At 70.2% G+C, this 26,916-nt stretch carries 16 protein-coding genes (1 of these 16 cut by a window edge); 8 read left to right on the plus strand and 8 right to left on the minus strand.

The window, feature by feature from the left end; translation table 11 throughout:
- Positions 1-11,588 carry the 5' end (the start) of a non-ribosomal peptide synthetase gene (locus RM1_RS17885; protein ID WP_072753083.1) on the minus strand. Its footprint begins 15,868 nt before the window's first position, so only the first 11,588 of its 27,456 coding nucleotides appear in the window; its start codon is at positions 11,586-11,588; the stop codon falls past the left edge of the window.
- A 463-nt stretch (positions 11,589-12,051) separates the two neighbouring features.
- Here RM1_RS17885 and RM1_RS17890 point away from each other — a divergent pair, with 463 nt between their 5' ends.
- The 5 genes from RM1_RS17890 to RM1_RS17910 all read left to right on the plus strand — a co-directional run bounded on the left by RM1_RS17890 (position 12,052) and on the right by RM1_RS17910 (position 17,327).
- Positions 12,052-12,948 carry a sulfurtransferase gene (locus tag RM1_RS17890; RefSeq protein ID WP_072753084.1) on the plus strand — a complete coding sequence of 299 codons (897 nt, stop codon included), beginning with the start codon at positions 12,052-12,054 and terminating at the stop codon, positions 12,946-12,948.
- Complete coding sequence (locus tag RM1_RS17895) at positions 12,945-13,358, plus strand: SufE family protein (RefSeq protein ID WP_027500227.1); 414 nt, start codon at positions 12,945-12,947, stop codon at positions 13,356-13,358. Before RM1_RS17890 ends, RM1_RS17895 begins: the two co-directional genes overlap by 4 nt.
- 106 nt (positions 13,359-13,464) lie before the next feature.
- Entirely contained in the window at positions 13,465-14,877 is a 1,413-nt protein-coding gene (locus RM1_RS17900; RefSeq protein ID WP_072753085.1) for a condensation domain-containing protein, read from the plus strand.
- Between the two features lie 188 nt (positions 14,878-15,065).
- Positions 15,066-16,853, plus strand: a complete 1,788-nt coding sequence (locus tag RM1_RS17905) for an acetyl/propionyl/methylcrotonyl-CoA carboxylase subunit alpha (protein WP_072753086.1) — start codon at positions 15,066-15,068, stop codon at positions 16,851-16,853.
- A gap of 138 nt (positions 16,854-16,991) precedes the next feature.
- Complete coding sequence (locus tag RM1_RS17910) at positions 16,992-17,327, plus strand: hypothetical protein (RefSeq protein WP_072753087.1); 336 nt, start codon at positions 16,992-16,994, stop codon at positions 17,325-17,327.
- On the opposite strand, the gene RM1_RS17915 is transcribed toward RM1_RS17910, so the two are convergent.
- Positions 17,320-18,126, minus strand: coding sequence for a tyrosine-protein phosphatase (locus RM1_RS17915; protein WP_072753088.1), 807 nt, complete (start codon positions 18,124-18,126; stop codon positions 17,320-17,322). The two genes, RM1_RS17910 and RM1_RS17915, sit on opposite strands and share 8 nt — an antisense overlap.
- Positions 18,127-18,159: 33 nt before the next feature.
- Positions 18,160-18,531, minus strand: a complete 372-nt coding sequence (locus RM1_RS17920; protein WP_072753089.1) for a MerR family transcriptional regulator — start codon at positions 18,529-18,531, stop codon at positions 18,160-18,162.
- A 50-nt stretch (positions 18,532-18,581) separates the two neighbouring features.
- Between RM1_RS17920 and RM1_RS17925 the strand changes: the two genes are divergently transcribed.
- Both RM1_RS17925 and RM1_RS17930 read left to right on the plus strand, forming a co-directional pair.
- Positions 18,582-19,223: an NAD(P)H-dependent oxidoreductase gene (locus tag RM1_RS17925; protein WP_072753090.1), complete on the plus strand. Its 642-nt coding sequence runs from the start codon at positions 18,582-18,584 to the stop codon at positions 19,221-19,223.
- A gap of 104 nt (positions 19,224-19,327) precedes the next feature.
- The gene (locus RM1_RS17930; protein ID WP_072753091.1) at positions 19,328-20,206 is read left to right on the plus strand and encodes a sigma-70 family RNA polymerase sigma factor; all 879 of its coding nucleotides are present in this window, start codon (positions 19,328-19,330) and stop codon (positions 20,204-20,206) included.
- Between the two features lie 4 nt (positions 20,207-20,210).
- Here the strand turns inward: RM1_RS17930 and lat are convergent, their stop codons facing one another.
- On the minus strand, positions 20,211-21,542 hold the full coding sequence (lat, locus tag RM1_RS17935; protein ID WP_072753092.1) for an L-lysine 6-transaminase: 1,332 nt from the start codon (positions 21,540-21,542) through the stop codon (positions 20,211-20,213).
- Between the two features lie 65 nt (positions 21,543-21,607).
- Positions 21,608-22,048 (minus strand): Lrp/AsnC family transcriptional regulator, encoded by a 441-nt coding sequence (locus RM1_RS17940; protein WP_072753093.1) that lies wholly within the window; start codon positions 22,046-22,048, stop codon positions 21,608-21,610.
- 50 nt (positions 22,049-22,098) lie between these two features.
- On the opposite strand from RM1_RS17940, the gene amaB reads away from it, so the two are divergent.
- Positions 22,099-23,619: an L-piperidine-6-carboxylate dehydrogenase gene (gene amaB, locus RM1_RS17945; RefSeq protein ID WP_072753094.1), complete on the plus strand. Its 1,521-nt coding sequence runs from the start codon at positions 22,099-22,101 to the stop codon at positions 23,617-23,619.
- On the opposite strand, the gene RM1_RS17950 is transcribed toward amaB, so the two are convergent.
- The 3 genes from RM1_RS17950 to RM1_RS17960 are packed head-to-tail and all read right to left on the minus strand — an operon-like array spanning position 23,606 to position 26,912.
- Positions 23,606-24,469, minus strand: a complete 864-nt coding sequence (locus tag RM1_RS17950; RefSeq protein ID WP_072753095.1) for an SDR family oxidoreductase — start codon at positions 24,467-24,469, stop codon at positions 23,606-23,608. The genes amaB and RM1_RS17950 overlap by 14 nt on opposite strands.
- On the minus strand, positions 24,466-25,953 hold the full coding sequence (locus tag RM1_RS17955) for a flavin-containing monooxygenase (RefSeq protein WP_072753096.1): 1,488 nt from the start codon (positions 25,951-25,953) through the stop codon (positions 24,466-24,468). The genes RM1_RS17950 and RM1_RS17955 overlap by 4 nt, the downstream gene beginning before the upstream one ends.
- Positions 25,950-26,912 (minus strand): patatin-like phospholipase family protein, encoded by a 963-nt coding sequence (locus tag RM1_RS17960; protein ID WP_072753097.1) that lies wholly within the window; start codon positions 26,910-26,912, stop codon positions 25,950-25,952. Before RM1_RS17960 ends, RM1_RS17955 begins: the two co-directional genes overlap by 4 nt.
- Positions 26,913-26,916: the final 4 nt, after the last annotated feature.

Consider the following 26,916-nt stretch of genomic DNA (forward strand, 5'->3'; position numbering starts at 1 on the left):
CGGTCGGCGGGCAATTCGAGCACGCCAGGCGCGCCGGCCAGCCGGTCCGCCCAGTACCCGAGCTGCACCGACGCCAGCGAATCCGGGTCGTCCTCCGAGCCGAGGACCTCCCGCTGCCACAGCGCGTAGTCCGCGTACTGCACCGGCAGCGGCGCCCAGTCCGGGCTCTCGGCGCGGGTACGGGCCGTGTACGCGGTCAGCAGGTCCCTGGCCAGCGGCAGCGTCGAGAACCCGTCGGCGCTGATGTGATGGACCACCAGCACCAGGACGTGGTCCTCGGGATCGAGCCGGAAGATGCCGCCGCGCAGCGGAACCGCGGCGGTCACATCGAATCCGTCGGACACCAGCTCGGCGATCGCGGCCCGCAGCGCGTCCTCTCCGTCGACCTCTACCGGGGTGAGCGGGATCGTCACCTCGGCCGCGGACAGGATCGACTGCCGCGGACCGTGCTCGGAGTCCGGGAACATCGTGCGCAGGGACTCGTGCCTGGCGATGACGTCGTGCACCGCGGCCGCGAGGGCCACGGTGTCGAGCGCGCCGGTCAGTCGCACCGCCAGCGGAATGTTGTAGACCGCGGCGGCGGGGTCGTAGCGGTTGAGGAACCACATCCGCTGCTGCGCCAGCGACAGCGGAATCCTCTCCGGCCGCTCCCACGCCGACAACGCGATTCGGTCCGATGCCTCGTGGGCATCGACCAGGACCGCGAGATCGGCCACGGTGGAGCAGCCGAAGATCTCCCGGACACGGAGCCCGGTGCCCGCGGTCGCGTTGAGGCGAGCGACCACCTGGGTGGCGCTGAGCGAGTTTCCGCCCAATGCGAAGAAGTCGTCGTCGGCACCGACCCGCTCGAGACCGAGCACGTCGGCGAAGACATCGGCGACGAGTTGTTCACTCGCCGTGCGCGGTGGCTGATACTCGCGGACGGCGAACACGGGCTGCGGAAGCGCCTTCCGGTCCACCTTCCCGCCCGGTGTCAGCGGCACCTTGCTCAGCACGGTGACCGACGCGGGCACCATGTACTCCGGCAGCCGCTCCCTGGTGTGCGCCACCATCCCGGCGACGTCGGCCGGAGCGCCCGCCCGCGGCAACACATATGCCACCAACGACCGCACGCCACCCGGACCGTCGAACCCGACAGTCACGGCGAAATCGACGTCCGGGTGGGCGGACAGCACGGCGTCGATCTCACCCAGCTCGATCCGGTGGCCACGGATCTTCACCTGCGCGTCGGTACGGCCCAGGTAATCGAGGGTTCCCTGGGTCGTCCACCGCACCAGGTCACCGGTCCGGTACAGGCGTGATCCCGCGCCACCGAACGGGTTGGCGACGAAACGCTCCGCGGTCAGCGGCAGCCGTGCGTGGTAGCCGCGCGCCAGCCCGGCGCCCGACAGATAGAGCTCTCCCGCGACGCCGGCCGGCACCGGGTGGAGCCGAGCGTCCAGCACCACAACGTCGGTGCCCACCACAGGCCGACCAAGCGCAACCGGAGCACCCGGCGCCATCGGATCCGAGTGCACAGCCACCACGGTCGATTCGGTCGGCCCGTAGGCATTGAACATCCGCCGGCCCGGTGCCCAGCGCTCGACCAGCGAGGCCTCGCAGGCGTCACCGCCGACGACGACGACCTCGAGGTGCTCGAGCCCGGTCGGGTCCACGGTGGCCAGGGCCGCGGGGGTCACGAACGCATGCGTCACCCGCTCGTCACGCAGCAGCTCGGCGAGCGCGTCGCCGCCGTAGACATGGGTCGGCGCCACCACCATCGTCGCCGCGCCGCCCACCGCGAGCATCAGTTCCAGGACGGACGCGTCGAAACTCGGCGAGGCGAAATGCAGTGTCCGGGAATCGGTCCGCACTCCGTACCGGCCGCGCTGATCGTCCGCGAAGGCGCGCAGGCCTGCGTGACTGACCACGACGCCCTTCGGGACACCCGTGGACCCGGACGTGTAGATCACGTACGCCGGGTTCTCCGGCCGCAGTGCACCCAGGCGGTCACCGTCGGCGACCTGCGCCGACGACCTGGCCTCGATGCGCTCGACCGCCGCCGCGTCGTCGAGCACCAACCAGTCCACCGAATCGCTCAGCGCGGGACGGTTTCGTCCGACGGTCACTCCGACCAGCGCACCCGAATCGGCGAGCATGTGCTCGATCCGCTCGGTCGGATACGTCGGGTCCACCGGCAGGAACGCGGCGCCCGTCTTCGCCACCGCCCACACCGCCGTGACGGACTCCACGGACCGTTCCAGGGCAACGGCCACGCAGGACTCGGGCCCGATCCCCATGTTGATCAGTTCGCGTGCAACGCGATTCGAGCGCACATCCAGCTCGGCGTAGGACAGAGCTGTCCCCTCGAACACCAGCGCGGGCCCGTCGGGATCGGCCGTCACGGCTTCGGCCAGCAACGACGCCAGGGTCGACGCGGGAAGCTCGGGGCGCGACGGCGCGCCGCCCAGCGCCAGCAACGACACCCGCTCGGCCGCATCGAGGATCTCGATGTCCCCGACCGGCGCCGCGGGAGTGCGCACCGCGGCGGTGAGGATCCGCAGGAAGCGGGTGGCGAACCCGACCACCGTCTGCTCGTCGAACAGGTCGGTGGCATAGACGAACTCGGCGGCCGCCCCCTCGGCGTCCACCAGCTCGCTCACCGTCAGCTGCAGGTCGAACTTGGCCACCCCGAAGTCGAGCGGTTCGCGCCCGATCTGCAGTCCGGGCAGGGCGAACCCGTCGACCGGCAGGTCCTCGAACGCCAACACCACCTGGAACAGCGGATGGTGTGCGGTGGACCGAGCCGGCGCGGCGACCTCCACGAGTCGCTCGAACGCCACGTCCGCATGCCCGAACGCGGCGAGGTCGACCGCGCGGACCTCGCCGACCAGCTGGTCGAACGAGCGCGCCCCGCTCACCTCGGTTCGCAGCACCAGGGTGTTGACGAACATGCCGACCACGTCGTCGAGCGCGGACTCGCCGCGGCCCGCGACCGGGGTGCCGATGGCGATGTCGGTGGACTCGCTCAGCCGGGCGAGCAACACCGCCAGCGCCGCGTGCAGCACCATGAACGGTGTGGCGTTGGCGTGCCGCGCGATCTCCCGGACCCCGCGGTAGACCTCGGCGTCGATGGTGAAGGGCACCGCGGCGCCCCGGTAGCTCGGCGTCGGGGGGCGGCGATGGTCGTGTGGCAGCGCCAGCAGGTCCGGCATACCCGCCAGTCGCTGCGACCAGTACCCGAGCTGGCGTGCGACCAGCGACTGCGGGTCCGATTCCGATCCGAGGATCTCCTGCTTCCACAACGAGTAGTCCGCGTACTGGACCTCCAGCGGCTCCCACCCCGGCTCGGTGCCGTGCGCGCGGGCACCGAAGGCGACCATCACGTCACGTGCCAGGGCCTGCATCGACCAGGCGTCGATGCTGATGTGGTGCACCACCATCGAGAGCACGTGTTCGTCGGGCGCCACCCGGAACAGTCGCAGCCGCACCGGCGGCGCGGTGGTGACGTCGAACCCGCCGGCCATCTCCGCGAGGAGTCGATCCGCGAGTTCGGCCGGCGCGGCCGCAGCGACCGGCAGCTCGACGCCGGTGTCGCCCGCGGCCAGGATCACCTGGCTGGGGCCGTCGACCGAATCCGGGTAGCGGGTGCGCAGCGACTCGTGCCTGCCCATCACGTCCGCGACCGCCGCCCGCAGCGCCTCGATGTCGAGGGAGCCGCTCAACCGCAGCGCGACCGCGACGTTGTACGCGCCGGAGGCGGTGTCGAACTGGTTGAGGAACCACATCCGAGACTGAGCCGGTGACAACGGGATCCGTCCGGGACGCTCGACCCGGACCAGCGGTCGCCTGGTCCCCGTTCCGACGGCGCCGTCGAGAGTCGCGGCCAGCCCCGCCACCGTCGGCGACTCGAACAACTCGCGCACACCGATCCGCACGCCGAGTTCCGCGTCGAGGCGGGCGAGCAGGCGGGTCGCGAGCAACGAGTTGCCGCCGAGGTCGAAGAAGCTGTCGGACGCGCCGACCCGAGGCTTCCCGAGCAACTCCGCACAGATCCGCGCGACCACGATTTCGGTGGCCGTCGCGGGGGCGACGAACTCCGCGCCCGCGAACTCGGGTTCCGGCAGCGCCTTCCGGTCCAGCTTGCCGTTGGCGTTCAGCGGGAGTTCGTCGAGTACGACCAGCACCGACGGCACCATGTAGGCCGGCAGGTCACGTCGGACGGCCTCGAGGACTGCCGCCCGGTCGATCTCGGCGCCCGGTGCGGGCACCACGTAACCGGCGAGGAACTCGCCGCCCTCACCCCCACGCAGGGTGACCACTGCCTGACCGACCTCGTCGGCCGCGGTGAGCGCGGACTCGATCTCACCGAGTTCGATGCGCTGCCCCCGAAGCTTCACCTGGAAGTCCGAGCGGCCGATGTACTCCAGGTTGCCGTCGCCGTTCCAGCGCACCAGGTCGCCGGTGCGGTACATCCGAGCGCCCGCATCCCCGAACGGGTTCGCGACGAAGCGGTCCGCCGTCAGACCGAACCGTCCCCCGTAGCCACGGCCGACACCGACACCGCCGACATAGAGCTCACCCACGACACCCGCAGGGACGAGCCGCATCCGGCTGTCGAGCACGAACAGGTCCAGGTTCGCGATCGGCGAGCCGATCGGCACGCCGGTGAGATCCGAGGCGGACGCCGCGTGGCTCGAGACCACGTCCGAGGCTTCCGTCGGACCGTAGCTGTTGACCACACGCAGACCGGAACTCATCAGCGCCGCGATCTTGCCGACCCGGATCGACTCGCCACCGAGAACGACCATGTCCAGCCCGGACAGGACGCCGTCGACGTCACTGTCCACGACCGCCTCGAACGCGCTCGGCGACATGTTCGCCAGCGCCACACCACCGGTGCCGACGATCCGCAGGATGTCCCACGGGTCGAATCCGTCCGCCGCCAGGTGGATCGTGCGGCCCTCGGTCAGGGCCGCCCACACGTTCTTCTGGGTCAGATCGAAGCTCGGCGACGACGCCACGAGCAGCCCGCCCTCGGAAGGCAGCTCGCGGCGGTACCACGCGAGGGTGTTCTCGATGCCCGCCATCGGCACCAGCGTCGGCTTCGGCTTGCCCGTCGACCCCGAGGTGGAGATGACGTAGCCCAACCGCTGCCCCGCCCCCGACTCACGCCACCGGTCGGCCGGACGGTCTGCAACCGGCTCGGTCTCCGCGAAGGAGTCCATCGCCACGACCGAGACCGGCAGTTCCCGGGCCGACTCGGTCAGCGCGCACCGCGCGCCGGTGTCGGTGAGGATCGACTCGATCCGCTCCGCCGGGTAGGTCGGGTCGATCGGCGCATACGCCGCGCCGGCCTTCCAGACCGCCAGCATCGCCACGACCCACTCCACCGACCGGGGCAGCAGCAGCGCCACCACGTCGTCGGCACCGATGCCGAGCCCCGCCAGTTCGAGAGACACCGCCGTCGAACGGTCGTCGAGTTCTGCGTAGGTCACCGACCGGTCGCCTGCGACCACCGCGGCGTGGTCGGGGCGATGGTGCGCCTGCGCCGCGAACAAGGCCACCGGAGAAGACTGTTCGGCGGCCACCCGGTCGCCGCGCGACCACCCGAGCATCCGCTCCCGCTCGCCCTCGGCGAACAGGTCGATCTCCCCGACCGCGAGGTCGGGCCGGGTCGCCATGGTCTCGAGGATCCGGACCAACCGGTCGACGAGCACCGTCGCCTCGGCCCGGTCGAAGGACTGCGGTGCGAACCGCAGGCTCAGGCGCAGACGCGGGTCGAGGATCGAGGTCAACGTGAGTGCGAAGTGGGTCGCGTCCTGCGCGTCGAGGTCGAGCACCCGCATTCCGCCGATGTCGGTGTTCTCGTCGAACCCGGACTTGTCCATCGGGTACGACTCGAAAACCGTCAGGGTATCGAACAGCTCGCCCACGCCGACTGTCGCCTGGATGTCACCGAGCCCGACGTGGTGGTGATCGAGCAGGTCCGCCTGATCGCCCTGCAGGCGCGACAGGAGGTCCGCCACCGCCTCGTCGGGGTCGATCTGCACCCGCACGGGCACGGTGTTGATGAACAGGCCCAGCATCGACTCCACGCCGGTCAGCTGCGGCGGGCGCCCGGACACGGTGGCACCGAAGGTGACGTCACCGCGCGAGAGCAACCGGGCCAGCAGCAGACCCCACGCCGCCTGGACCACGGTGTTCACCGTCACCCCGCGCTCACGGGCCATGCGTCCCATACCGTCGACCAGCTCGTCGGGTAGCTCGACGAGCAGTTCCTCGGGCAGCGGTCCCTGCTCCCCCGGCAACCGGGCGGGTGCGATCAGGGTCGGTTCGGTCACCCCGTCGAGCGCACGCGCCCAGGCGGTGCGCGCGGCGTCGTCGTCGGACTCGGCCAGCCAGGCGAGGTAGTCCCGGTACGAACGCGGCCGGGCGAGGTCGGCGACATCCGCTCCGGCGGCGTAGGAGACGAGCAGTTCACGCACCAGCAGCGGCATCGACCAGCCGTCGAGGACGATGTGGTGGTTGGTGATGGCGAGGACGTACCGATCGGCTGCCATGCGGATCAGCAGGATTCGCAGGAGCGGCGGGTGGTCCATCTGGAACCGGGCGGTCCGCTCGTCGTCGAGCAGCTTCTGCAGGCGGACCTCCTGCTCGTGCTCGGACAGTGCCCGCACGTCCACCTCGCGCCACGGCACATCGACGTTCTCGTGGACGATCTGCACAGGGGTGCCGTCCTCGGCGTACCCGAACGCGGTGCGGAGATTCTCGTGGCGGCGAACCAGATCCGTTGCGGCCGAACGCAGCCGGCTCGAATCGACGACGCCGGCCAGGCTCAGTCGCAGCTGCGCGGTGTACACGTCCACCGTCTGCTCGGCGAGTTCGGCGTGGAAGAGCAGGCCGCGCTGCAGCGGCGAGAGCGGCCACACGTCGGTCAGCAGTGGGTACCGACTCTCCCACCGCTCGATCTCGGACTGGCCGACCCGGACCAGCGGGAAATCGGACGGGGTGAACCCGCCTGCGTCGGGCTGTTCGGCATGCGACGCGAGCCCCTCGAGGGCACGCCGCCACAGGCCGGCGAGGTCGGCGACCTCGTCGGCGGTCAGCAGCCCGGTGGGGAAGGCGAACGTGGCCGACAGCCGCGGCCCGTCTGCTCCGTCGTCGACCACCGCGTTCACGTCCACCACCGCCGCGACGGTCAGCTCGGGACCGCTGGCGGCGTTGAGATCCGGTGCGTCCGGGTCCGGGGTCCAGCCCAGGCCGCGCATCGACTCGGGCACGTGGGCCGCGCCGGTGCGGCCGAGGTAGTTGAAGCTGATCTGTGGCACGGGCAGTGCCGCGAGCACCGGGGCGGTGTCGCCGTCGAGGTACCGCAACACACCGAACCCGACGCCGCGGTGCGGGACCGCGTGCAGTTGCTCCTTGACCGCCTTCATCACGGCGCCCGCCGCGTCTCCGCCGACGACGGCACTGCCGAGATCCACCCCGGCGAGGTCCAATCGCACCGGGAACAGGCTGGTGAACCAGCCCACCGTTCGGGACAGGTCCGCGCCCGCGACGGCGTCGTCCTCGCGGCCGTGCCCCTCGAGGTTGAGCAGGACCGACGGCGTCTCGAGTCCACGGCCGCTGCGCCACAAGGACACCGCAACCGCGAGTGCCGCGATCAGCCCCTCGCTGACACCACACCGGAAAGTGCCTGGCAGGACGGTCAACAGGGACTCGGTCGTGTCGGTGGTCAGCTCCACCCGCACCCGGTCGGCAGTCTTCACCGTGTCGAGGTCGGGGTCGAGGTCCCTGGCGCCGAGCGCCGGATCCGGGCCCGACAGAACCTCGGTCCAGTGGTCCATCTCGCCGACGAACGTCTTCGCGGCCGCCGAGTCGGCAACGCCGTGGGCCCATCGGCGCAGCGAGGTCCCGACCGGGGCCAGGTCCGGCACGGCTCCCGCGGCCGCCTGCATCCACGCCTGCGCGAGATCCGGGACGATGGTGCGCCACGACACCCCATCGACGACCAGGTGGTGGGCGACGATCAGCAGCCGGTCCGCCGCAGCCGATTCCGTTGCCAGCCAGACGAACTGGACCATGATCCCGTCGGCCGGGTCGAGCCGGCCGACGGCTGCCGCGCACTCGTCGAGCAGCGCTGCTGAGACATCGGCCGAGTCGACAGCGACCCGGCGCAGCAGTCGGGCCGGGTCGAGCGAGTCGGCCCGGGTCTCGAACACCCAGCCGTCACCGTCGGGCACGAACCGGGCACGCAGCGCGTCGTGACGCTCGGTCAGCGCGGCCACGGCCACGCTCAGCGAGTCGTGAGCGACGCCGTCGGGGAGGGTGAGTGCGATCGCCTGGTAGAACGCATCCGGGCCACCGCGATCTAGCATCGAGTGCACGATCGGCGTCAGTGCCACCGTCCCGATGCCTGCGCCGTCGAGTTCCGCCAACGCAACTGCGTCCGAATCCTCGAGCAGGACAGCGATCTTCGCGATCTCCGCGATGGTCTTGCGTTCGAAGACGTCACGGGCCGAGAAACGCAGTCCGCGCTCCTTGGCCCGCGCCACGAGCTGGATGGCGATGATGCTGTCACCACCGACCGCGAAGAAGGACTCGTCGACACCGATGCGATGGATGCCGAGCAGCTCCGACACCACCTCCGCGATCAGCTTCTCGGCCTCGGTGGCCGGTTCGCGGTACTCGGCGGTGGCGGTGCCGAACACGGGGATCGGCAGCGCGCGCCGATCCAGCTTGCCCGCGGTGGTCAGCGGGACCTTGTCGATCACCATCACCACCGACGGCAGCATGTGGCCTGGCAGGAACTCCCCTGCCCGAGCGATCACCTCCGTCGGATCGACGGCATGTCCGGTCCGGGGCCGGACGTAGGACACCAGCGCGATCGCACCGTTGCTGCGCTCGTGCGCGATGGTGACGGCGAAGTCGATCCCGTCCTGCGACGTCAATGCCGCATCGATCTCGCCGAGCTCGATCCGGAATCCGCGGATCTTGACCTGATGGTCGGCGCGCCCGACGAACATCAGCTCGTGGTCGGGTGTCCACCTGACCTCGTCGCCTGTCCGGTACATCCGAGAACCCGGCTCCGCGAAGGGATTCGCGACGAATCGGTCGGAGGTCAACCCCCGGCGGTCGTGGTAGCCGCGAGCGAGCGCGGGACCGGCCAGGTACAGCTCACCGATCGCCCCCACCGGTACCGGGCGGAGACGTCGATCGAGCACGAGGGCACTCGCACCCTGGATCGGCGCACCGATGGTGATCCGATCGTCCACCGAGAGCGGGCGTCCGGTCGTGATGACGATGGTCGTCTCGGTCGGCCCGTAGCTGTTGGTGAACCGGCAGGCGTCGGCGAACTTCCCGACCAGGTCCGGGGTGCAGACGTCACCGCCGACCACAACCGCGCTCAGGTCGGCGAGTCCGCTCGGGTCGACCGACCCGAGCACCGTCGGAGCCGAGATGATGTGCGTGACCTGTTGCGACCGAAGCAGATCCACGAGCTCGTCGCCACCGAACACCTCGGGCGGGGCGACCACCATGGTGGCCCCGGCGCTGAAGGCCTGGATCATCTCGAAGACCGAGGCATCGAAGCTGGCCGAGGAGAAGCGCAGCACCCGGGACGACGAGGTGATGCCCAGCTCGGGGCGCGCCGCGGCGGCGAAGTTGGCGAGTCCGGCGTGCGTGACCACCACGCCCTTCGGCATACCGGTGGATCCCGAGGTGTAGATGACGTACGCCGGGTTTCCGGTGCGCAGCGGACGACGCCGGTCCGCATCGGCGACCGCATCCCCGGGCAGCACCGCGATCCGGGCGATCGTCTCCTCGTCGTCCGTCACCAGCCAGTCGACCGAGGAGGGCAACACACCGCGCTGCGCCGCCGTGGTGAGCCCGACCAGTACGCCCGAGTCGGTGACCATGTGCACCTTGCGGTCGACGGGGAGCTCCGGGTCGATGGGCAGGAAGGCCGCACCGGACTTCGCCACCGCCCACACGGCCACCAGCGCCTCGACCGACCGCGCGAAGGCGAGGGCCACGAACGACTCGGGGCCGACGCCGCGGTCGATCAGCAGCCGAGCGAGCTGATTGGACCTGGCATCGAGTTCGCGGTAGCTGACCCGCTCCGCACCCGCGAGGATCGCGATGCCGTCCGGGTTCGCCGTCACACCGTCCGCCAACAGGTCCGGCAGCAGGCGGGCGGCGGGGGCCACGGGCCCGCGCAGCGGCACCAACTCCGCGCGTTCGTCGTCGTGCAGCACGTCGAGGCCGGATACCGGCGCGGCGCCATCGGCCGCGGCGAACTGCGTGAGGTACTCCAGGAACCGCGCGTGGTGCCCCTGCAGGTCCTCGGTGGTGTACAGGTTCGGGTTCGCCTCGAAGTCGATGCGGGGCCTGCTCCCGGCGACGCTCGGATAGATGTTGACGGACAGGTCCTCGACCGGGCCGGTCGTGAGCACCCGCATCCGCCCGGTCAGTGCGCCGAGACGGATCTCGCTGTGGAACATCATGATGTTGATCGCGGGCCCGAAGAAGCCGCGCTGCCCGGCACCGGAGCCGAGTCCGCGCCGCATGTCCTCGTGGCGGTAGCGCTGGTGGCGCAGCGCCCCGGTCAGCTCCAGCTGCACCTGGGCGACCAGGTCCGAGATCGTCGTCTCGTTGCCGACCTGGACCCGCAGCGGGATCACGTTGGAGACCATGCCGCCGGATCGCCGCATCCGGGCGGTCGTCCTGGCCGACACCGGCAGGCTCAGCGCGACATCACACTCGCCGGTCAGCCGGGAGAGGAAGGCCGCCACCGCGGCGATGGCGGTCGGCGTGAACTGAGAGTCCTGCCCCTCCATGGCGGCCTCGGTCGCCGCGGCCATCGGGCCGCCCGCCACCAGCGAGAAGGCGCCGACCGCCGCGGTGCTCGCGGCGAGGCTGATCGGCTCGGGCAGGTCCCGGGTCCGCTCCATCCAGTACTCGCGGTCCTTGGCGAACCGCGTGGACTCCCGGTAGCGCGTCTCGTCCTCGCAGATCTCACGGACGGGACTGGCCAGGTGCTCGGCCGCGGGCCTGCCCTCTGCCGCCGCCGTGTACAGCTCCGCCACGCGGTTCATGTACGTCATCGCGCCGAACCCGTCGAGCGCGATGTGGTGAATGCGGGCGTACCAGTAGTAGCGGTCCTCCCCGATCCGCAGGACCGCGGACTCGATCAACCGGTCCGTCAACAGGTCGATCGGAGCGCTGTACTCGGCGCGCATCCAGTCCTCGGCCGCCAGGGCCGGGTCGGCTGCGGACCGCAGGTCGACGACCTTCATCTGGTCGTTGAGCGTCCCGTCGATGACCTGGGCCGGCTCTCCGTCGCGTTCGACGATCCGCAACATCCCCGTACCCATCTCCCGCGAGCCCATGGCCCCCGCGGCCTGCAGGGCCTCGACGTCGAGGTCGCCGACCACCTCGACGCACTGGGCGATCGTGATCGGCACCTCCGGCAGGAGGTGTTGCGCGAACCAGATCCCACGCTGTGCCGCCGACAACGGAAACGCCTCGGTACCGCTGTCCGCATCCGCCTGCGGATGTGAATGGAGGAGATCGGACTCACGGACAGAGTCGCGTGCAGGCACCACGGGTAGAACCTCTCGAGATGATTGCTAAGCCCCCAAGAGACTCGGCGATTGGGCAAGTGTCCAGTTGACGGGGCGAATGTGTGGTTGCGGCGGGGGTATTTGAGTGCCACTTGCGAGTGCTGGGCACGCTGATTTTGCACGCGGATCGGCGCGTGTCTTTGCGGGAGACTACGAGACACCGAGGGCATCGCGCATGCAAATCGTGCAATTGTCCGATAAATTGCCAGGAAGCTCCGAGTAGCATTTCGACGTCGGATCGGTGCAGGTCAAAGTGCTGCAAGACGGTCGGCGACAATTCCCCGCGGCCGCCCGTTCGGCGTTCTACCCGTAGTCCGAAACCGCGAACTATACACTCCATCGCCTGCGAGGGCCCCGCCGCTCGGCATCGGCGCGGGCGGCACACCCGGCGCCGTCAGCTTAGAATCGACGGCGACCCGTTCGCCGCCTCGTCAGGAGATCCCCAGTGCCCGTAGCGCCCGACCCGAATCCCTCCTTCGCGGCGTACGCCCATCCCGAACGACTGGTCACATCCGAGTGGTTGGGCGCTCACATCGGCGCACCTGGCGTCAAGATCGTGGAGTCCGACGAGGACGTGCTGCTCTACGACGTCGGCCACATCCCGGGCGCGGTGAAGATCGACTGGCACCTCGACCTCAACGATCCGGTGACCCGCGACTACATCGACGGCGAGGCCTTCGCGGACCTGATGAGCCGCAAGGGCATCAGCCGCGACGACACCGTCGTGATCTACGGCGACAAGAGCAACTGGTGGGCCGCCTATGCGCTGTGGGTGTTCACCCTGTTCGGCCACGAGGACGTGCGTCTGCTCGACGGCGGTCGGGACGCGTGGATCGCGGAGGACCGGGGCACCACGCTTGACGTGCCGGAGAACCCGCGCACCGACTACCCGGTGGTCGAGCGGGACGACGCCGCGATCCGCGCCTTCAAGGACGATGTCCTCGGACACCTGGGCACCGGACCGCTGATCGACGTCCGCTCGCCCCAGGAGTACACCGGCGAGCGCACCCACATGCCCGACTACCCGGAGGAGGGCGCCCTCCGCGGCGGCCACATCCCCACCGCGGCGTCGATCCCGTGGGCGAAGGCCGCCGCGCCGGACAGCCGGTTCCGCTCCCGCGCGGAGCTGGAGGAGATCTACGGCGCCTACGCACCGACCGACGACGTGGTCGCCTACTGCCGGATCGGCGAGCGGTCGAGCCACACCTGGTTCGTGCTCACCCACCTGCTCGGCTTCGAGAAGGTGCGCAACTACGACGGCTCCTGGACCGAGTGGGGCAACGCCGTGCGGGTCCCGATCACCAAGGGCGAGGAGCCTGGAGAGGTCCCCGCGTCCGTATGAGCCTGCCCGAACCGCTCGCCGAGATCGTCGACGACTTCGCCGCCGTCGACGGTCAGCAGAAGCTGCAGCTGCTGCTCGAGTTCAGCCGCGAACTCCCCGATCTGCCCGCCGAGCTCGAGCAGGCGGCGATGGAGCCGGTGCCCGAGTGCCAGTCGCCGCTGTTCCTCTCGGTCGACGCCACCGATCGGGAGCGGGTGCGGTTGCACTTCAGCGCCCCGCCCGAGGCGCCGACCACGAGGGGGTTCGCGTCGATCCTGCACCAGGGCCTCGACGGCCAGAGCGCCAAGGCGATTCTCGATGTCCCCGCCGATTTCTACTCGGCACTAGGCCTGGCGGAGGCCGTGAGCCCGCTCCGGCTCCGCGGGATGTCCGCGATGTTGACGCGCATCAAACGACACCTCACGGACTGATCGAGACCTGCACACCGACCCGCCCGCCGGTAGACTCCCGGACGGGCGGGTCAGTGTGGTCCCACCCATCCATCAGCACACCACTCGCAAGAATTGGATGCTGCCAATGGAATTCACCGAGCTCTCCGATTACCCCATCTCCGCGGGCACCCTCACCGAGTGGCTCCCGTCCGCGCCGTTCGACGGTGGATCGTCGCCGTGGTTCGACGATCCAAGGCCCGCCTCCTACGTTCACGAGGCCCGCCTCCGTCAGGCCGCCCGCACCACCGGGCCCGAACACGGCTCGTGGCTCGGGATCGCATTCGAGATAGCCGGACAGCTCGACAGCGCGGCGCTCGCGCGTGCGCTGAACGAGTGGATCGACCGGCACGAGGCGCTGCGAAGTCACGCGAGCATCAGTCCGACCACGGGCGAGGTCAGCCGTCACACGATCGATACGGGGCGCGTTCGGGTGGCCGCCCGCAGCCACGGCTACCGGTCAAGCGGCGCGCAGAACCACGCCGACCTCGCCCAGCTGTTCGACGGCTGCACCTCCCCGCTGTCCTGGCCCTCCTACGCCTTCGCCACCCTGGTGCCGCCCGGCCCCGACGATCGTTTCACCGTGTTCCTCGCGGCCGACCACGCGATCATCGACGGCCTGTCGGTCGTGATCGTCGCGCAGGAGATCGAGGCGCTGTATCGGCAGGCCCGCGACGGCGTCGGCGCCGACCTGTTCCCGGTCGGCAGCTACGTGGATTTCGGGGCGCGCGAACGGGACGGCGCAGCCGAACTGGACCCAGGACACCCGGTGGTCGAGCTGTGGCGGTCGACCCTCGATCAGTGCGGCGGCGCACTGCCCGAGTTCCCGCTCGATCTCGGCGACGCCGACCCCGGCCCGGTGCCGCAGAGCGGCGTGTCCGCCTGGGCGCTCGACGCGGACGGCGCGGACGCGTTCACCCTGGCCTGCCGCAAGCTCGGGCACAGCTTCTTCGCGGGCACCCTCGCGTGCCTCGGCATCGTCGGTGCCGAGCTCGCGGGCGAGCCGCGCTTCGAGGCCGTCACCCCGATGCACACCAGGAACGACCCGCGGCTTGCCGCGTCCGTCGGGTGGTACGTCGGACTCGGCCCGATCTGCTTCGACGTGCGCGGCGCCCGGTCGTTCGGCGAACTGGCCGCGCGCGCCCAGGAACAGATCGCCGCGGCCAAGCCCGCGGCACGGTATCCCTACGAACGGGTCAGCGAGGTCCTCACCACGGCCGCCCGGCCGCGATTCGTCGTCTCCTATATGGACCTGCGCTTCGTTCCCGCGGCGACGCAGTGGCAGCAGTGGAACGCGCGGGCGTTGCGGAGCAAGCAGTACGAGCACGACGTGCACATCTGGGTGAACCGCACTCCGCGGGGGGTGAACATCGCCGCCCGGTACCCCGACACCCACGAGGCGGCGGCCAACGTGCGCCGCTATCTCGGCCGGCTCAGGAACCTGATGGAGGAGGTCGTGGGCACCGGTACCTGCGGGCTCCCGGACCACATCACCCGGTGACCGGAAGAATTACTGGTCAGTAGTGTTTGTCCCGCCCGCGGGGCCATCCGGACGAATTCGCTATCCGATTACATCGGGCCGGGGGGCGGTGCCTACACTCCGATGTGATGCCCGTAACCACCCCGCCGGGTACGACCCCCGGAAGGGGATCGAACAGCGGGTACCCCTTGCGACAAACAGGAGGCTCAGTGCCCAGTCATGCCAGCGCGCACATCACCAAGGTGCTCGTCGCCAACCGCGGCGAAATCGCCGTGCGTGTGATCAGGGCGGCAGCGGACGCAGGCCTGGCCAGCGTCGCCGTGTACGCCGAGCCGGATGCCGACGCGCCGTTCGTGCGCCTTGCCGACGAGGCCTTCGCCCTCGGCGGCCAGACGTCCGCCGAGTCGTACCTCGTGTTCGACAAGATCCTCGATGCAGCGAAGCGGTCCGGCGCCGACGCGATCCACCCCGGCTACGGCTTCCTGTCCGAGAACGCCGACTTCGCCCAGGCCGTCATCGACGCCGGGCTGATCTGGATCGGTCCCTCGCCGCAGTCCATCCGCGACCTCGGCGACAAGGTCACCGCCCGGCACATCGCCGAGCGCGCCAATGCCCCGATGGCCGCGGGCACCAAGGACCCGGTCAAGAACGCCGACGAGGTCGTCGAGTTCGCCAAGCAGTACGGCGTCCCCGTCGCGATCAAGGCCGCCTTCGGTGGCGGTGGCCGCGGCATGAAGGTCGCGCACACCATCGAGGAGATCCCCGAGCTCTTCGACTCCGCCACCCGTGAGGCGATCGCCGCCTTCGGCCGCGGCGAGTGCTTCGTCGAGCAGTACCTCGACAAGGCCCGCCACGTCGAGGCCCAGGTCATCGCCGACCAGCACGGCAACGTCATCGTCGCGGGCACCCGCGACTGCTCGCTGCAGCGCCGCTTCCAGAAGCTGGTCGAGGAGGCGCCCGCGCCGTTCCTGACCGACGACCAGCGCGCCCGCATCCACAGCTCCTCGAAGGCCATCTGCAAGGAGGCCGGCTACTACGGCGCGGGCACGGTCGAGTTCCTCGTGCAGGGCGACACCGTCTCGTTCCTCGAGGTCAACACCCGCCTGCAGGTCGAGCACCCGGTCACCGAGGAGACCGCGGGCATCGACCTCGTGCTCCAGCAGTTCAAGATCGCCAACGGCGAGGAGCTGGAGTTCACCGAGGATCCGGCCCCGCGCGGCCACTCCTTCGAGTTCCGGATCAACGGCGAGGACGCGGGCCGCGGCTTCCTGCCCGCCCCCGGACCGGTCACCAAGTTCGTTCCCCCGACCGGCCCCGGCGTCCGCATGGACTCCGGTGTCGAGTCCGGCTCCGTCATCGGCGGCCAGTTCGACTCCATGCTGGCCAAGCTGATCGTCACCGGCGCCACCCGCGACCAGGCCCTCGCCCGGGCCCGCCGCGCGCTGGCCGAGTTCCAGGTCGAGGGCCTCGCGACGGTCATCCCGTTCCACCGCGCCATCGTCTCGGACCCCGCGTTCATCGGCAACGGCGAGAGCTTCGAGGTCTACACCAAGTGGATCGAGACGGAGTGGAAGAACACCGTCGAGCCGTTCACCGCCGGTGAGGCGCTCGACGAGGACGAGGCGCTGCCGCGTCAGTCCGTCGTGGTCGAGGTCGGCGGACGCCGCGTCGAGGTGTCGCTGCCCGGGCAGTTCTCGCTCGGCGGTGGCGGGTCAACCAACGGCGCCACCCGCAAGAAGCCGAAGCCGCGCAAGCGTGGCGGCGGCGCGGGCGGAGCGGCGTCCGGTGACGCTGTGACGGCCCCCATGCAGGGCACCGTCGTCAAGGTCGCCGTCGAGGAGGGCCAGGAGGTCGCCGAGGGCGATCTGATCGCCGTGCTCGAGGCCATGAAGATGGAGAACCCCGTCAACGCGCACAAGGCCGGCATCGTGACCGGACTGGCCGTGGAGCCGGGCGCCGCCATCACCCAGGGCACCGTCCTCGCTGAGCTCAAGTAGCACAAGCACTCTCGCTGCGCCCCCGGTTGCCAAGGCAGCCGGGGGCGCTGTGCTGTGCGCGCATTATCCTGTTGCCATGGCAGAGCTCCCCCAGATCCGCATCGACACCGCCGGCCGCGATCAGGGCGGTGACGAGTAGTGGAGCCCATCGAGGTCAACGCGGGCGCCTGGTACCTGCGCGCCTTGCGTGCCGACGAGCGGGTCGACGACCGACCCGCCCTGACCGACGGCGGGATCGACGACCCGGACTATGTCGCAACCCGCACCGCACAGTGGGCGGCCGACGAGCACTACTCGTGGGCGGTGTGCCAGCCGAACACCGGCGAACTGCTCGCCGAGGTGGGTCTGACCCTGGACGGACCGCGGGCCGCGCTGGTCGGCTGGGCCCGCCCAGGGCACGAGGACGCGCTGAGCACCGCGACGACCGTCATCCGCCGGTTCGCCGAGGGCGCGCTGGAGTTGACGGTTACGTGAGCAGGTTCGCGCGCAGCGCGTCCCGGTCCGCCGCCGAGATCCCGAGACCGTTCGCGAAGTAGCCCTCGACATCTCCGAATCCGGAGCGGACCTGCTCGATCGCCGCCTCGAGATAGGCCCTGCGCACACCGAGGATGGGCAGCAGGATGTCGGGGTTGCCGCCCGCGGCGCGGAACTTGTCGAAGACCGGCTCGAAGGCGGGCAACAGCTGCTCGTTGGTCAGCAGGTAGTCGGCGAAGGCGTCCTCCTCGCTGACCCCGAGGAACATCAGCAGCGACGCGCTCGCCCAGCCCGTCCGGTCCTTGCCCGTGGTGCAGTGGATCAGCGCGGGAGTGCTCTGCGCCCGCGCCAGGTCCGTGAACAGGCTGCGGTAGGACGCGACCGCGCTGGGCAGGGTGACGAAGTCCCCGTAGCTCTTGAGCAGGTAGTCGTTGGTGTCGCCGGTGCCGAGCAGCCGCTCCGCCAGTTCCGGGTCCGTGAGGATCTGCTGCATCATCGCGGGGGCCGCGCTCGGATCGGTGTCCGCGAGCACGTCCAGCACCACCTCGTTCGCCCCGGCCGGGATCCGGTCGGGCAGCAGGGCCCGCTCGGCCTCGGTCCGCAGGTCGAACACGGTGGTGATCGCCAGCGCCTCCAACGCGGCCACGTCACCGTCGGCGACGCGCCCGAGGTCGGTCGACCGGTAGACGACGCCCGTCCTGACCGTGGCCCCGTCTGCCGTCGGATAACCACCGATGTCGCGCAGGTTGGGCACCGAGGCGATGGGAATGCTGGCGCCGACCTTGGAAGGAGTGCTCATACCAGCACGGTAGACCACGATCCCGCGCGGCTCTCAGGCACGCCCGTAATTTCGTTCGATGTTTGAACGGATTTCTTCGATGCCGACCTTCTCCGCGATCAGACGCGCGATCGCCTCGTCCAGCTGACGACTCCGCTCGTCGAGCTTGACCAGTGCGGCCTCCCGTTCGCCCGCCGATGCGTTCGGCTCGTCGCCGCACACGATGTGCAGCATCGAGGCCGCCTCGGACAGCGACAGGCCCGATGCCAGCAGGCAGCGGACATCGTGAACCGTCTTCGCATCCTCGGGCGCGTAGTGGCGATAGCCGTTGAGGTCGCGGCCGGGCGAGAGCAGGCCCGCGCTCTCGTAGTGACGAAGCATCCGCGCACTCGCGCCCGTGATCGCGCTCAACTCGCTGATCCGCATTCGGCCTCCACCTTGACATTGACGTTAATGTCATACTTTACGTTGTCCGCATGACGAACGAAACGACTCGACCGAACGTGCTCCTCGTGGTGGCGCACCCGGACCGCGACTCGGCAACCTGGGCCATCGGCCGCGCCATCGAGCAGGGCATCGAGACCGATGGGAACGCCACCGTCACAACGCATGACCTGTCGCGAACGGGATTCGATCCCGTCTTCGGCGAGCAGGATCTCGCGCACTACCGGCAGACCGGCGCCGCGCCTGCCGACGTCCTGCGGGAGCAGCGACTGGTGGATTCCGCGGACGTGGTCGTCGTCCTCTTCCCCGTGTACTGGTGGGCCATGCCCGCCCTCGCCAAGGGCTGGATCGATCGAGTGTTCACCCGGGGCTGGGCCTACGACGACGGGCCGGACGGCGGTCCGAGCGCCATCGACCAGCTGCACTTCGTCGGGGTCGCCGCCGTCGACGAGGGCACCTACGATCGGCGCGGCTACCGAGAGGCGATGACCACCCAGCTGCAGCACGGCATCGCCGGATACTCCCGAATCGACGAGTCGTCCGTTCGGCTGCTCTTCGGAGCGGAGACCGCGGACCCGCACGCACACGAGCACCTCACCGCCGAGGGCCACAAGATCGGCGCCGACCTGGCGCAGCGCGCACAACTCGTCTTCGACAGGAACAACGAGGCCTGAGCATTGGCGGCCGGCCCAGTCGTGCCTGCATAATGACTTCTCCAGTGTTGTCCGGGTTTTCGTCCGTCACGGTGATGACGGAATGTGACGGGGGAATGTGACAGGTGGACGAAAACGACTGGCTGGCGCTGCGTTTCGAGGAGCACCGCTCCCACCTGCGGGCGGTGGGCTACCGGATGCTCGGCTCACTGAGCGATGCCGACGACGCGATCCAGGAGACCTGGCTGCGGCTGAGCCGGTCCGAGGCCGACAGCCTCACGAATCTCGGCGGGTGGCTGACGACCGTCATGGGACGGGTGTGCCTGGACATGCTGCGCTCCCGCAAGGTGCGCCGCGAGGATTCCATCGACGACCAGCAGTTGCCCGATCCGATCGTCGGCGTGGTGGAGGGCACCAACCCCGAACACGAGGCGCTGCTGGGCGATTCGGTCGGCCTCGCGCTCCTCGTTGTCCTGGACACCCTGACACCCGCCGAGCGTCTGTCCTTCGTCCTGCACGACATGTTCGCCGTGCCCTTCGATGAGGTGGCGGCCGTCGTCGGGAAGTCCACCGCCACCACTCGGCAGCTCGCCAGCCGCGCGCGCCGCCGCGTCCAGGACTCGGCCCCGGTTCCCGATCCCGACCTCGCCCGACAGCGGGAGGTCGTGGACGCATTCCTCGCCGCGTCCAGGGGCGGCGACTTCGATGCCCTCGTCGCAGTCCTCGACCCCGACGTGGTGCTCAGGGCCGACACCGGCGCCGGATTCCTGAAGGTGGTCCGCGGGGCGGAGGCGGTGTCCGCGCAGGCGCTCAGCTTCGCCCGATTCGCCCACTCGTCCATGCCTGCGCTCGTCAACGGTGCGGTCGGCATGGTCAACGCGCCGGATGGCCGACTGCAGTCGGTCATGGCGGTGACCATCACGAACGGCCGAATCGTCGAGATCCACATCCTCGCCGATCGCCCGCGCCTGGAGCGCCTCGACCGGGAGGCGGCCAGGGGCTGACGCGCTACCGGCCCAACACCCGATCGAGCGCGTCGACCGCGGCGTCGAGTTCGGCCACCGTCACCGTGAGCGGTGGCCGGAACCGGATGCCGCGCTCCCCCGTCCCCAGGATGAGCACGCGCTCGCGCTCACGCATCTGGGCGACGACGGCGTCGCGCCTGGCGGCCGAGTCGAGCGTGCACGCGCACATCAGCCCCCGCCCGCGGGGGTCGGTCACGATCGGGTGCCGCTCGGCCAGTTCGACGAGCCGCGAGAGCAGGTGCGCGCCGAGCAGCCGGGCCCGGTCGATCAGCCGGTCCCGTTCGATCACCTCGAGGGTGCGCCGGGCCCGGACCATGTCGGCGAGGTTGCCGCCCCAGGTGGAGTTGATCCGCGAGGCCACCCGGAACACGTTGTCGGGCACCTCGTCCACGCGCCTGCCTGCCATGATCCCGCACACCTGCGTCTTCTTCCCGAACGCGACCACGTCGGGTTCGATCCCGAGCTGCTGGTACGCCCACGCGGTCCCGGTCAGTCCGACACCGGTCTGCACCTCGTCGAGCACGAAGAGGGCGTCGCGCTCGCGGCACAGCGCCGCCATCCGCTGGAGGAACTCGGGCCGGAAGTGGTGGTCGCCGCCCTCGCCCTGGATCGGCTCGGCAACGAAACACGCGATGTCGTCGGGATGTTCGTCGAAGGCCCGCCGCGCCTGGGCCAGCGCCAGCGCCTCCGCCGCCGCCACATCGCGACCGGGCTCGAGGTACGGGGCGTCGATGCGGGGCCAGTCGAACTTCGGGAACCGCGCGACCTTGTTCGGGTCGGTGTTGGTCAGCGACATCGTGTACCCGCTCCTGCCGTGGAAGGCGTGGGTCAGGTGCAGCACCCTGGTGCCGAGCGCCGGATCGAGCCCGCGGGCCTCGTTCGTCCGGCTCTTCCAGTCGAACGCCACCTTGAGGGCGTTCTCGACGGCGAGCGCGCCGCCGTCGACGAAGAACAGGTGCGGTAGCGCCGGATCACCGAGGACCCGGACGAAGGTGCGCACGAACTCCGCCATCGGCACCGTGTAGATGTCGGAATTGCTCGGCTTGTTCATCGCCGCGGCGGTCAGCTCGGCCAGGAAGGTCTCGTCCGTCGCCAGGTCGGGGTGGTTCATCCCGAGCGCCGAGGACGCGAAGAAGCCGAACATGTCCAGGTAGGTGGTGCCGTCGCGGTGATCGACGAGCCGCCGCCCGTGCGAGCGTTCCAGATCAAGGACGAGGTCGAAGCCGTCGACCAGCAGGCTCGCCCGCAGCACCTCGTGAACCTCGTCGGGAGCGAGGCCGGGGACGGGCCGAGAACGCCGGATCGCGGTGCTCATACCTCAAGATTATGTTGATAATCCGGCCAAAGTCACTAGAAAGTGGAAAATTGTTCGGCCGTTAGCTAGTCGCCGTAAAATGTTTGCAGAATGATGGTGCTGCGGGTCCGCACATTGGCGGTCGACCGGATCTCCTGCAGCAGTGCCTCGAGCGCCCGGGGCGACGCCACCCGCACCAACAGGACGTAGCTCTCCTCCCCCGCGACGGAATGACAGGCCTCGACACCGGGGATGTGCTCGAGGCGGGCTGGCGCGTCGTCAGGACTGGACGGGTCGAGAGGGGTGATCGCGACGAACGCCGAGAGCTGGTTGCCCAGCGCTTCCGGATCGACCCTCGCGGCGTAACCCCGGATCACCCGACGGGCCTCCAGTCTGCGCACCCGGGTCTGGACGGCGGACACCGACAACCCGGCCTTCTCGGCCAGCGTCGCCAGGGTGGCCCTGCCATCGGCGATCAGTTCACGCACCAACAGGGTGTCGATCTCGTCCAGTGTGTCCGGCACCAAGGCAGGCTAACTCAGCGGACACTGGAGCAGGCACCGACAGGAGGAACACCATGAACCTTCCCGACACCGAGACCCTGCGGTCGATGGCCGAGGCGGCGCTGCGCGCGTGTGGTGCCCGCGACGAGCACCCGTCCTCCGACGGCACGCTGCTCGCCCGCACGCCGATCACCGGCGGAGTCCTCTGCACCCTGACGCCGAGCAGCCCGGATCAGATCGCGGACGCGACGGCCGCGGCTCACGATGCGTTCACCGTGTGGCGCACCGTGCCGGCGCCTGGGCGCGGCGCACTGGTCCGGCGGCTCGGCGAGCTGCTGACCGAGCACAAGCCGGACCTCGCGACCCTTGTCACGCTCGAGGCGGGAAAGATCACCTCCGAGGCGCTCGGCGAGGTCCAGGAGATGATCGACATCTGCGAGTTCGCGGTCGGGCTGTCCCGCCAGCTGTACGGCAGGACGATGGCATCCGAGCGCCAAGGGCACCGACTGATGGAGACCTGGCACCCGCTCGGTGTGGTCGCGGTGATCTCCGCGTTCAACTTCCCGGTGGCCGTGTGGTCGTGGAACACCGCGATCGCCCTGGTGTGCGGGGACACCGTGGTGTGGAAGCCGTCCGAGCTGACGCCGCTGACCGCGATCGCCTGTGATGCGTTGCTGCGCAGGGCCGCCGAGGACGTCGGCGCGCCGACCGACGTCCATCGCCTGGTCCTGGGCGCGGGACCGGTCGGCGAGCAGCTCGTCGACGACCCGCGGGTCGCGCTGGTCAGCGCAACCGGGTCGGTGCGGATGGGCCGGGCGGTCGGGCCGCGGGTGGCGCAGCGCTTCGGCCGGTGCCTGCTCGAGCTGGGCGGCAACAACGCGGCGGTGGTCGCGCCGTCGGCGGACCTCGATCTGGCCGTGCGTGGGATCGTGTTCTCCGCGGCGGGCACGGCGGGCCAGCGCTGCACCAGCCTGCGCCGGCTGATCGTGCACTCCTCGATCGCCGACGAGACCGTCGAGCGGGTCGCCTCCGCCTACCGGCAACTCCCGGTCGGCAACCCGCTCGAGGAGGGCACCCTCGTCGGTCCGCTGATCGGCGAACGGTCATGGGACGCCATGACGGCCGCGCTGGACAAGGCCAGCGCGGACGGCGGCACCCTGGTGTGTGGCGGCGAGCGGGTGGAGTCAAATGGCGGCCACTACGTCACCCCCGCGCTGGTCCGGATGCCCGCGCAGACCTCGGTGGTACGCGAGGAGACCTTCGCCCCCGTCCTCTACGTGCTCACCTACGAGACCCTCGACGAGGCGATCGCACTGCACAACGATGTGCCGCAGGGCCTTTCGTCGTCGATCTTCACCATGGACCAGCGTGAGGCCGAGCGATTCCTCGCCGCCGACGGCTCCGATTGCGGGATCGCCAACGTGAACATCGGCACCTCCGGCGCGGAGATCGGCGGCGCGTTCGGCGGCGAGAAGGAGACCGGCGGTGGCCGCGAGTCTGGCTCCGACGCATGGAAGGCGTACATGCGCCGGGCCACCAACACCGTCAACTACTCCGACCAGCTGCCGCTCGCGCAGGGCGTCAGGTTCGGGTGATCGACCGCACCCGGTCGTCGTAGTCAGCCCGACCGGCGCCGTCCACCGACGTCAGCGCCCGGTTCCCGCCGACCACCCGGCGCACCAACACGATGAGCGGTTCGGGGGCCAGCGCCAGACCGAGGTCGAGCGCGGCCAGGTAGCCGGGCACCGGCGTCTGCGCGCGCCGGGTGCGGCAGGTCCGCACCACCGCGGCGGCGATGTCCTCGGGATCCACCGTCGGCAGCCCCTTGCCGAGCGGCAGCCCCGAGGTCAGCGTGGTGCGCACCGCACTCGGCAGTACCGTCGAGACGCTCACCCCGCTGTCGGCGAACTCCAGCCGCGCAGCAGAGGACAGGCCGACGGCGGCAAACTTGCTGGCGTTGTAGACGGCCAGCCCGGGGATCGCGATCTTCCCTGCGAGCGAGGCGACGTTGACGATGTGGCCGCGACCGCGCTCGATCATCGCGGGCGCCACCGCGCGCATGCCGTGGATCAGCCCCCACACGTTCACGTCGATCGTCGCCTCGCCGACCTCGTCCGGCTCCTCGAGGAACGGGGCCACCGGCATCACCCCGGCGTTGCCGACCAGCACGTCGATGGGACCCAGATCGGCGGTCACCGCGGCGACGCAGTCATCCCACGACGGCCGCGTCCGCACGTCCAACGTGTAGGCCCGTGCCGCCGAGCCGATCTCGGCCGCGACGCCGTCGGCCGCGGCGCGATCGAGGTCGGCGACCGCGATCCTGGCGCCGCGCGCGGCCATGGCCAGCGCAGTGGCCCGGCCGATCCCGCGTCCGGCCCCGGTGATGAGGACGACGGCCCCGGCGAGCTCGATCGCGGGGTAGCGCTGCTGTGCTGTGAGGTTCATCGCGTCACCATTTCTGTGGGGAGATCGGTGGAGGTCTCGTATGCGCGCTCGTCGAACTCGCCGAGCCGGGTGCGCATCCGGTCCGTGGACCACGGCCAGTTGAAGCTGTTGCGCCCGTTCACGTCCAGGAAGTAGCTCTGGCATCCGCCCGCGTTGTAGACGGTGGTGGCCAGCGCCTGCTGCACCTCGGCGTTGAACGCCGCCTGCACCTCAGGCCTGGTCTCCATCCGGGTCCAGCCGCCGTCACGGGCCGCCGCGATCGCCTTCGCCATGTACTCGAGCTGTGCCTCGAGGATCATGAACGCGGAGGTGTGCCCGGTGCCGAGCGCGGGACCGAGCAGCACATACGCGTTGGGGAACCCGGCGACGGTGGTGCCGAGGTACGCCTGGGGGCTGCCCTTCCAGTGGTCGTCGAGGCTGCGGCCGCCGCCGTCGAAGACCTTGCTGCCGATCGGCATGTCGAGGATGTGGAAGCCGGTGCCGAAGATGATGGCGTCGACCTCCCGCTCCGAGCCGTCGGCGCCGATGACGATGTTCCCGCGCACGGCCGAGACCGCGTTCGCGTGCACCTCGACGTTCGGCTCGGTCAGCGCCGGGTAGTAGGTGTTCGACAGCAGCAGCCGCTTGCAGCCGAGCGTGTAATCGGGGGTGAGCGCCTTGCGCAGTTCGGGGTCACGGACCTGGGCTCGCAGCTGGGCCCGGCCGATCTGCTGCACGACCCGCAGGATCCATGGGTTCCTGAACCCGACGCCGAGGGCCTCCATGATCGTGTACTCGATCGAGCGCAGTGCCCGATGCGCGCCGGGGATGCGCCGCATCGCCCATCGCTCGATCCTCGGCACGTAGTGGTCGGGCTTTGGCAGCACCCACTGGGCGGTGCGCTGGTACAGGTGCAGCCGCTCCACCTCGGGCTGGATCGCGGGCACGAATTGCACTGCGGAGGCGCCGGTTCCGACCACGGCGACCCGCTTGCCGGTCAGGTCGTATGCGTGATTCCACCGGGACGAGTGAAAGACCTCCCCGGTGAACGTGTCCAGGCCGGGGATGTCGGGCGTCAGCGGCTCGTTCCACGGACCCGCGGCGGCGACGACGGAGTTCGCGGTGAACGTGCCCGCCGAGGTCTCCACGATCCACCGCCTGCTCGACTCGTCCCACTCGGCGCGGGTCATCTCGGTGCCGAGGCGCACGTGCGCGTCGACCCCGTGTTCGGCGGCGGTCCTGTCGATGTACCGGCGGATCTCCTCCTGCCCGGCGAAGAGCCGAGTCCACTCGGGGTTCGGGGCGAACGAGTAGGAGTAGAGGCCGGACGGGACGTCGCACGCGCACCCGGGATAACTGTTGTCGCGCCAGGTCCCGCCGAGCGAGTCGCTCTTCTCGAGGATCGCGAAATCGGTGATCCCCATCCTGCGCAGGGTGATCGCCGCGCCGATGCCGGAGATCCCGCCACCGACGATGAGGAACTCGAAATGCTGTGCTTGCGTCATCGCACGTCTCCGTTTGCGAGTTGGTGGGCCAGGGCGGCCCTTGTGGTCCGCAGCGAGGACTCGAGGGTGGCCAGTCGTCTGCGGTCGTCCATGAAGTTCGGGCCCATCACGGCCAGGTCCTCGGCGGTGGCGTCGAGCCGGATGACCCGGGTGCCCGCGGCCTCCACGGCGGCGACCTCCGCGTCCAGGCCTGCGCTCATCCAGCCGCGCAGCACCAGGCGCTCGGCACGCGCTGCGCCGCGACCGGGGACCCGTCCGGTGGAGGCCATCGGCGCCAGCACCACCAGTTCGTCGAGTTGGAGGGATGCCACCAGGTCCGCCGATGCGGTCGAGGCCGCACCGCCGTCGACGAACCGGCGGTCGCCGACACGCACCGGCGGGAACCAGCCCGGGATCGCCCAGGAGGCCCGAAGAGCCTGCGAGAGTGTCGCTTCCGGGGCACCAGGTGAACCGAACGCGACGCGCTCTCCGCTGTCGTAGTCCATCGCGACGAGCCAGGTCGCGGGGTGCGACACCCACATCCGTCCCGGGGCCATGCCGAGCGCGAGGCGGTGCAGCCAACCCGCATCCCCACCGCCGGGTGGCAGGAGACCACTCATCGCCGTGACCGGCGCGACCTCGCGCCGCAGGCCGGCACGCGCGAGTCGCGGCGAGCCGAGCCTGAACCGCGGCAGCGGCGGGAACCGGCCAGGAGCGTCGGCGAGGTGTGTGCGAAGCGCCGGATCGGTGACCTGCTCCCCCAACTGCATCGCGAGCAGTTCGTCCACCCCGACCCCGCTGCCGAGCATCGTGACCAGTTCCGCGCCCGCCGAGGTGCCGACCAAAACCTCGGCCTCGCGCGGATCCCAGTCCAGCGCGTCGCGGACCGAGGCCAGCGCCGCGACGGTCCACGCCGCACCGAGCGTGCCGCCGCAGCCGATCACCAGGCCCCGACGAAGTTGTCTGTCACTCGAAGTCATATTC

This window comes from Rhodococcus maanshanensis NBRC 100610 (assembly GCF_001894865.1).
In the GTDB taxonomy this organism is placed as follows: domain Bacteria; phylum Actinomycetota; class Actinomycetes; order Mycobacteriales; family Mycobacteriaceae; genus Rhodococcus_G; species Rhodococcus_G maanshanensis.